Source organism: Gemmatimonas sp. (genome assembly GCF_021298855.1).
In the GTDB taxonomy this organism is placed as follows: Bacteria; Gemmatimonadota; Gemmatimonadetes; order Gemmatimonadales; family Gemmatimonadaceae; genus Gemmatimonas.
Genome location: NZ_JAJTHI010000013.1, coordinates 23,144 through 30,288 on the forward strand (window position 1 = coordinate 23,144; position 7,145 = coordinate 30,288).

The 7,145-nt window shown below is 70.8% G+C and carries 4 protein-coding genes; 3 read left to right on the forward strand and 1 reads right to left on the reverse strand.

What is annotated here, in order from left to right; genetic code table 11:
* Positions 1-44: 44 nt before the first annotated feature.
* The 3 genes from LW840_RS05995 (at position 45) to LW840_RS06005 (ending at position 5,668) form a co-directional block, all read left to right on the forward strand.
* Positions 45-1,184, forward strand: coding sequence for a cyanophycinase (locus LW840_RS05995; protein ID WP_291276604.1), 1,140 nt, complete (start codon positions 45-47; stop codon positions 1,182-1,184).
* A gap of 233 nt (positions 1,185-1,417) precedes the next feature.
* Positions 1,418-2,998 carry an amidohydrolase family protein gene (locus LW840_RS06000; RefSeq protein ID WP_291267292.1) on the forward strand — a complete coding sequence of 527 codons (1,581 nt, stop codon included), beginning with the start codon at positions 1,418-1,420 and terminating at the stop codon, positions 2,996-2,998.
* A 372-nt stretch (positions 2,999-3,370) separates the two neighbouring features.
* Entirely contained in the window at positions 3,371-5,668 is a 2,298-nt protein-coding gene (locus tag LW840_RS06005; protein WP_291276605.1) for a DPP IV N-terminal domain-containing protein, read from the forward strand.
* A 241-nt stretch (positions 5,669-5,909) separates the two neighbouring features.
* Here the strand turns inward: LW840_RS06005 and LW840_RS06010 are convergent.
* Positions 5,910-7,145 (reverse strand): amidohydrolase family protein (locus LW840_RS06010; protein WP_291276606.1); only part of this gene is annotated, 1,236 nt, incomplete at its 5' end.

Consider the following 7,145-nt stretch of genomic DNA (forward strand, 5'->3'; position numbering starts at 1 on the left):
GCCGGATTCTTGTCGGGCGGGTTCTCGGCCGCAAGATTGCCACCATGCCAGCCGTCGCCCGCGATCGCGGTGCCCGCACGCAACCGACCGCCTTCGCCTTGTGCTGCTGCTCGCGCCTGATGCGCAGCGTGCCCGCGCGCGGCGGGCAGATGATGGTGGCGCGCGCGGCGTGCGGGCTCCTGCTTGCGGCGTGCGGCGGTGTCGGCGATCCGGTGCCCCCGCCGACGTCACCAATTGGCGCCCTGCCGACCGGCTATACGGCGTACGTGACCGGCACTCCCAATGCCACCGCCTCGCCGGCCGGAGGTGTCTATCTGGCCGGGGGCGGCGCCGATGACGCGGTGGGCATGGCGTGGCTTCTGGCTCAGGGCGGCGTCGCCGGAACCACGCGCGGGGGCCAGCCGTACTTCGGCGATGTTGTCGTGTTGCGCACCAGCGGCAGCGACGGCTACAACAGCTTCCTCGAACGGCTGGGAGCCAATTCGGTCGCAACGTACGTGATCACCTCCACCGAGGGCGCCAACAGCGACAGTGTGGCGGCGGCCATCGCGCGTGCCGAGGTACTCTTCCTCGCCGGCGGTGACCAGTCCACGTATGTGAACCGCTGGAGCGGCACACGCCTCCAGCGCGCGGTCAACACGCGGGTTGCCCAAGGCTATCCGATCGGGGGGACCAGCGCTGGGCTCAGCGTACTCGCGCGGCACATCTACTCCGCCCAGCTCGCGTCCACCACCTCGGACGTGGCGCTGGCAAATCCCTACGACCGCTCGATCACGTTCGCGAAGGACCTGTTCGACGTCCCGCTGCTGGCCAACGTGATCGCCGAGCCGCACTTCGTGACCCGCGATCGCATGGGGCGCTTCTACACCTTCCTGGCTCGGCTGCAGGCCGACGATGGTGCCCGCGCGCCGCGGGGGCTCGCCATTGACGAAGGGTCCGCCGTTGGCCTCGCGGCGAATCACCGGGCGACCGTGTTCGGTGCGGGAGGTGGCGCGTATCTGCTGACCCCGCCGTCGTCGCCCGGAGGCACACTTTCGGCCCCACTCACCTACCACGCCATGACGGTCGCGCGGGTGCCCATCGGCGGCACCTTCGATGCCGCCAGCTGGACGGCCCCGGGCCCCGTGTACTCCGTCACGGCAAGGGCTGGCATCCTGACGTCGTCGAACGGGGTGATGTACTGAGCCGCTGTCGACGCAACGTACACGCCATGCCGGTCTGACGATGCGTGCTGCAGTCGGGCGCATCCGGTAGCGCGCGGCGCGCTGGCGCGAATCCATGTTCTGCTGCGTCCGCTCACGAGGTGATGTCCATGTTCGCTCTGCGAGTTGTCACCCGAACCGACGGCGTGCCCGCGCCAACACGCAACGATCGGTGCGCCACGCCCCGGCGGCGCGGCGCCTACCTTCCGTTGCTCGTGGCACTCGGCCTCATGCCCGTTCGGCTGGGCGCACAGGAATCGTCTCCGGACCTGATTGTCACTGACGCCAAGGTCTTCACCGCGGACAGCACGCGGCTGTGGGCGGAGGCGTTCGCAGTGCGGCGTGACCGGATCATCGCCGTTGGCACCACGATCGAGATGCGCGCCCTGGCGGGTGCGCGCACCCGCCGCGTCAACGCCGGTGGCCGGGTGGTCATCCCAGGGATCAACGATGCGCACGTGCACTTGGGCGAGGGGTCGCTTGGCCTCACGTTCGGCACCCGTGATACGACGCCCGCCGGCCCGACGCTGCAGGAGGTGCTCGACTCGTTGCGGCAGATCGCGCCGCGGACACCGAAAGGCACCTGGCTGCAGGCGTCACTTGGCCAGCGAATCCTGTTCGACCCGCTCGCGCGCCGGGCCGCGCTCGACGTCGTGTCACCCGACCATCCGGTGCTGCTTCGTGCACCGTGGGGGCATGGCATCGTCGTCAATTCGGCGGCACTCCGCGCGCTCGGCATCGCCGACACGGCGTCCGACCTGCTCGGCGGGCGTTACGAACGCGATGCTGACCGCCGACTCACCGGCATGCTGGTGGAGTACGACGGGTGGGCGCCGATCCAGCGTGCGCAGGCGAGGCAGCGACAGCGCGACGCGGTGGCCGCGGTGCGGCGTGACGTGCTTGGCCGGCTCGAGTTCGGTGTGACCAGCGTGCAGGACATGGCCAGTACCTGGGACGCCCCCAGTACCCAGCGCATTCTGCGGGAGGCGGCGCTGCCGGTGCGAGTGCGCGTCGTGCGGTGGCCGATGCCCGGTGCCGGCGGACGCCAGCTCCGCCGTTGGTCCGACTTGCCAGTGCAGGTGGCACCGATGGTCTCGGTCTCGGGCGTGAAGTACGTGCTCGAGGGTACGCCACAGGAACAGGGTGCGCTCAATCGGACGGCCTATGCCGGCCGCCCAGGGTGGTTCGGTGAGCTGAATTTCCCGCTCGACACCATCCGCGCCATGTTGCGCGAGGCACTCGCCGGCAGCGACGTGCGTGACCAGCTGCTGCTGCACGTCGTGGGCGACAGCACCGTCGTGGTGCTGCTCACGATGATGGAATCCCTCGCGCCCGATTCCGTCTGGCGTACGAAGCGGGTGCGCTTCGAGCATGCGAGTCGGCTCACCGGGCCGCTCGTTGCGCGGGCGCACGCCTTGGGCATCATCGTCGCCCAACCGCGGTCGAGTGCCGCCTACCGCACCTGGCTCACGGCAGGCATCCCCGTGGCGTACGGCTCGGACGGTCAACCCAATCCGTTCATCGATTTCGCCGCTGCCGTCACCATGTCCAATCGACCAGCAGAAGCCATCTCCCGTGAGGCGGCGGCGATCATCCTGACCCGTGGTTCGGCGGTCGCGGAGTGGTCGGAGGCCAGCAAGGGCACCATCGCCCCCGGGATGCTCGCCGACTTCGCGATTCTGTCGCAGGACATCTTCACCGCGCCGGCGGCAGCCCTCCCGTCCACGCGCAGTGTGCTGACCGTGGTGGGCGGTCGCGTGGTGCATGCGTCTGGCGCTCTCGTCGTCCCGCGATAGTGCGGGCCCGCCGGCTATCCGGTTTGTCCACTGCGGTCCAACCCTGCGCGCCAGCTGACCCGCTACGCCAGGCAGCTCAGCTCGAACGCTCGGCGGCGGAAAGCGAGCGGATGACGAGCGTCGTTCGGATCGCGCTGGTGGACATCCGCTGTGCCCGCGAGTCCGGCCGCCCGTTCGCGGTCTTCGACGGCGCGCATCGCTGGCATATTCACCCGACCTCTGACGAGCTCTTCACGATCCCCTGCTTCGGGCTCGCCGGCTGTATGTTGCGCACGGCCATGGCGACCACGTCCCGCCAGGCCCGCGCTCGCGCAGCACATCGAACACCACTTCGCCTGCCGGTTCGGCGGGCGCTCATGCGGAGCTACCATCGTGTCACGTACGCCATGCTGGACCGGCCTGCTTGGGCTCGGGCTCATCGCCGCCTCGGCGCTCGGGGCGCAGGCGGGCCCCGACTCCACCCACTGGGCCCGCTTTCGGGCGTACCGTGAGCTGGGCGGGCTCATCGACGACATGCGGCTGGTGCCACAGTGGCTGCCCGACGGCGCGAGCTTCTGGTACACGCAGGGGTCGCCGCAGGATCGCGAGATCCTGCGCGTCGACGTCGCCACCGGTCAGGCGTCACCGATGTTCGACGGGCCGCGCCTGCGCGCGGCGCTGACCGCCGCCCTGCGCGGCGAGCCGGCGGGGCGCGGCGTCCCGTTCGCCCGCTTCGCCATGGTGGGGCCCGACCTCGTCCAGTTCGAGCTCGAGGGGCGTCGGTGGCGGCTCGACCTGACCACCTACCGGGTCACGCCCGCCGTCGAGCCCGAAGCCTACAGCGACGCACTCCGCCTGCTGGGCAGCGAGCGGTCGCGCGTCACACCGCAACCCTTCTGGCAGGAAAGCTTCTTCGGGATCGGCGAGCTGCAGCTCATGGAACGCCTCTCGCCCGACGGCCGGTGGTTCGCCTCGACCCGCGACTACAACCTCGCCGTCCGGGCCACCGTCGATGGCCGCACCACCATGCTCACCACCGACGGGACCGCCGACACGCGCTGGATCGTCGAGACCGAGCAGTCGAGCCCGTGGGCGCCGAACGGCCAGCGGCTGTTCGCCTCGAAGGTCGACACCCGCGGCGTGACCCGCATTCCCACGGTGCAGTGGCTCAAGCCGCAGGAGGAGTTGCAGGAAGTCTTCTCGGCGCGCGCCGGCGCCCTGCAACCGCGCTTCGCCCCGCACGTCGTGGACATCAGCGGGCGCGCCCCGGTGGCGCTCGCGCTCGGCGAGACGCGGGATACCTATGTCGTCTTCCTCGGCTGGACGCCGGACAGCCGGACGGTCATGCTCGCGAAGTACAACCGCCTCATGAACCGCGTGGACGTCCTGGCCGCCGATGCGACCACCGGTGAGACGCGGGTCATTCTCACCGAAACGTCGCGCACCTTCCTCACCAACCAGCACGAGGTGGTGAGCGGCGCCGATCTGCCCTTCACGATGCTGCCCGATGGCACCGGCTTCCTGTGGCGCTCGGAGCGCGACGGCTGGGACCATCTCTACCGCTATGACATGAGCGGGACGCTCGTGGCGCGGCTCACCCTGGGAGCCTTCCCGGTCATCGAGGTGGCGCGCATCGATCAGCGCGCCGGCTGGGTGTACTACCGGGCGAACGGGGACCCGGCGCGCCCCTACGACACCCACCTGTACCGGGTGGCCCTCACCGGCGGCCGATCGCAGCAGCTCACCCAGGGGGCCGGCGTGCACCGCGTCACGCTGTCGCCGTCGGGCACGCACTTCGTCGACAGCTACTCCACGCCCGCCGAGCTCCCGCGCACCGAACTGCGGCGTGTGGATGGCACGCTGGTGCGTGAGCTGCGGCGGGGAGACCTCGGCCGTCTGCAGGCCCTCGGCTATACCCCGTCGCGCGAGTACGTCGTGAAGGCCGCCGACGGCGTGACCGACCTGTGGGTCACCATGCACCTCCCGGCCGATTTCGACAGCACCCGCAAGTACCCGGTGGTCGAGTACATCTACGGCGGCCCCCAGACCCTGGCGCGCTCGCTGGAGTTCGAAGCCGGAGCCGGAACTGGCCAGTCGGCCTACAACCGCGCGCTCGCCCAGCTGGGCTTCGTGGTCGTCACGCTCGACGCGCGCGGCACGCCGGGGCGCTCGAAGGCGTTTCACGACGCGGTGTTCCACAACTGGGGCAACTACGAGATCGCCGACCACGCGGGCGCCATTCGGCAGCTGGGGGCGCGACTGCCGTTCCTCGACCTGTCCCGCGTGGGCATCTGGGGCCGTTCGTGGGGCGCGCACTTCGCGGTGCGCGGCCTCGCGCAGGCCGGCGACCTGTACCGGGTCGCCTCCGCCGAGTTCCCGGGCTTCGATCCCGGCGGCGGCGATCTCTACGAGGTGTACCTCGGGATGCCCGCCGACTACCCGGAGCTGTACGACGCCGCCAACGTCATCCGCCTCGCGCCCAAGGTGCGCGGGAAGCTGCTGCTGGTGAGCGGACTCAACGACACCGGAACCATGCGCGAGCTGGCGAAGATGTCGGACGCGCTGGTGCAGGTGGGGTTCCAGCACGAGCTGATGGTGTACGCCAACACCGCGCACTCGCCGTTCGGGCGAGTGGCCACGTACAACGAGGACCTGCGCACCCAGTTCCTCCTGCGTCACCTCACGCCATGACCACCCGTCGGGTGCGTCGCCCTTCTCCTGCTGCTCGGGGCCGCCGCGCCCCTTGCGACGCCACTCGCCGCGCGGGCGCAGGGCCAGCGGGTGGCCACCCATGGGGTCACGACGAACCAGATCGTGATTGCGCGCCCCGCCGCGGCGGTGTGTCCCTGCATCACGGCCCCCGGCTGGTGGAAGCAGGGGAACGGACTCGTGCACCGGGCGGGGCCGCCGGGCGCAGCCGGCGATCTGTTCGTCAGCGCACGCCTTTCCGTACCACGACGCCAGGGCGCGCGCCGGTCGGCACCCCATCGGCCACCACCGCCACCCCGTTCACGAACACCCACGGGATCCCCTCCGGATACTGGTGCGGCGCCAGGAACGTCGCGCGATCGCGCACGGTCGCGGGGTCGAACACCACCACGTCCGCCGCGCACCCCACCCGCAGGCATCCGCGGTCGGTCAGCCCCAGCCGCGCCGCCGGCATCGCCGTCATCTTCCGCACCGCCTCCTCGAGCGTGAGGACGCGCTGCGCGCGCACGTACTCCCCCAGCACCCGCGGAAACGTGCCGTAGTTGCGCGGGTGCGGTACCCCATTCCCGGGCACCGACAGCCGACCATCGCTGGCGATCATCGTCGTCGCGTGCGCCATGATCCGCCGTACGTCCCCCTCGTCCATCAGGTGGAGGACCACCGCGGCTCCGCCGTTGAAGTACCCCTCGATCACCAGCGGCACCACCGCCTCCAGCCCCGCCCCCACCCCGCGCTGGTCCGCCCAGTCGCGGAGCGTCTTGCCGTTGAGCGTCGAGTCCCAGGCCACGCTGGCGAACTGCACCCGCCGTACGTCGCCACCGCCCCCGTCGTTCTGCAACAGCGCCAGGATCTCCTGCTCGATCCGCGCCCGCTGCGCCGGGACCGCCAGCCGCGCCCGCAGGGAGTCGCGCCCCCCCGCCAGCGCCCACGGCGGCAGGAGCACGTCGAAGGTGGTGGAGGCCGCCGTGTACGGATACTGGTCCACCATCACGTCGGTCCCCGCCGCGCGCGCCGAATCCACCATGCGCAGCGTGGTGACACTCTGCCCCCACATCCGCGGCCCCACCGCCTTGTGGTGCGTGAGCACCACCGGGACGCGCGCCCGCCGCCCGATCTCCAGCGCCTCGGCTACGCCCTCCAACAGCCCGAGCCCCTCTCCGCGCAGGTGCGACGTGTACATCCCCCCCGCGCGCCCTGCCTCGCCCGCCAGCGCGAGGACCTCGTCAAGGTTCGAGTACGTTCCCGGGATGTAGATCAGCCCGGTGCTCACCCCGAATGCGCCGTCGCGCATCCCCTGCGCCACCATCGCGCGCATGCGGGCCAACTCCTCCGCGGTGGGCGCCCGGTTGGCGGTCCCCATCACCTGCTGGCGGACGGTGTTGTGTCCCACCTGGTACCCCACATTGATCCCTATGCCCATTGCGGCGGCCGAGTCCATGGTGGCCGCCAGCGGATACGG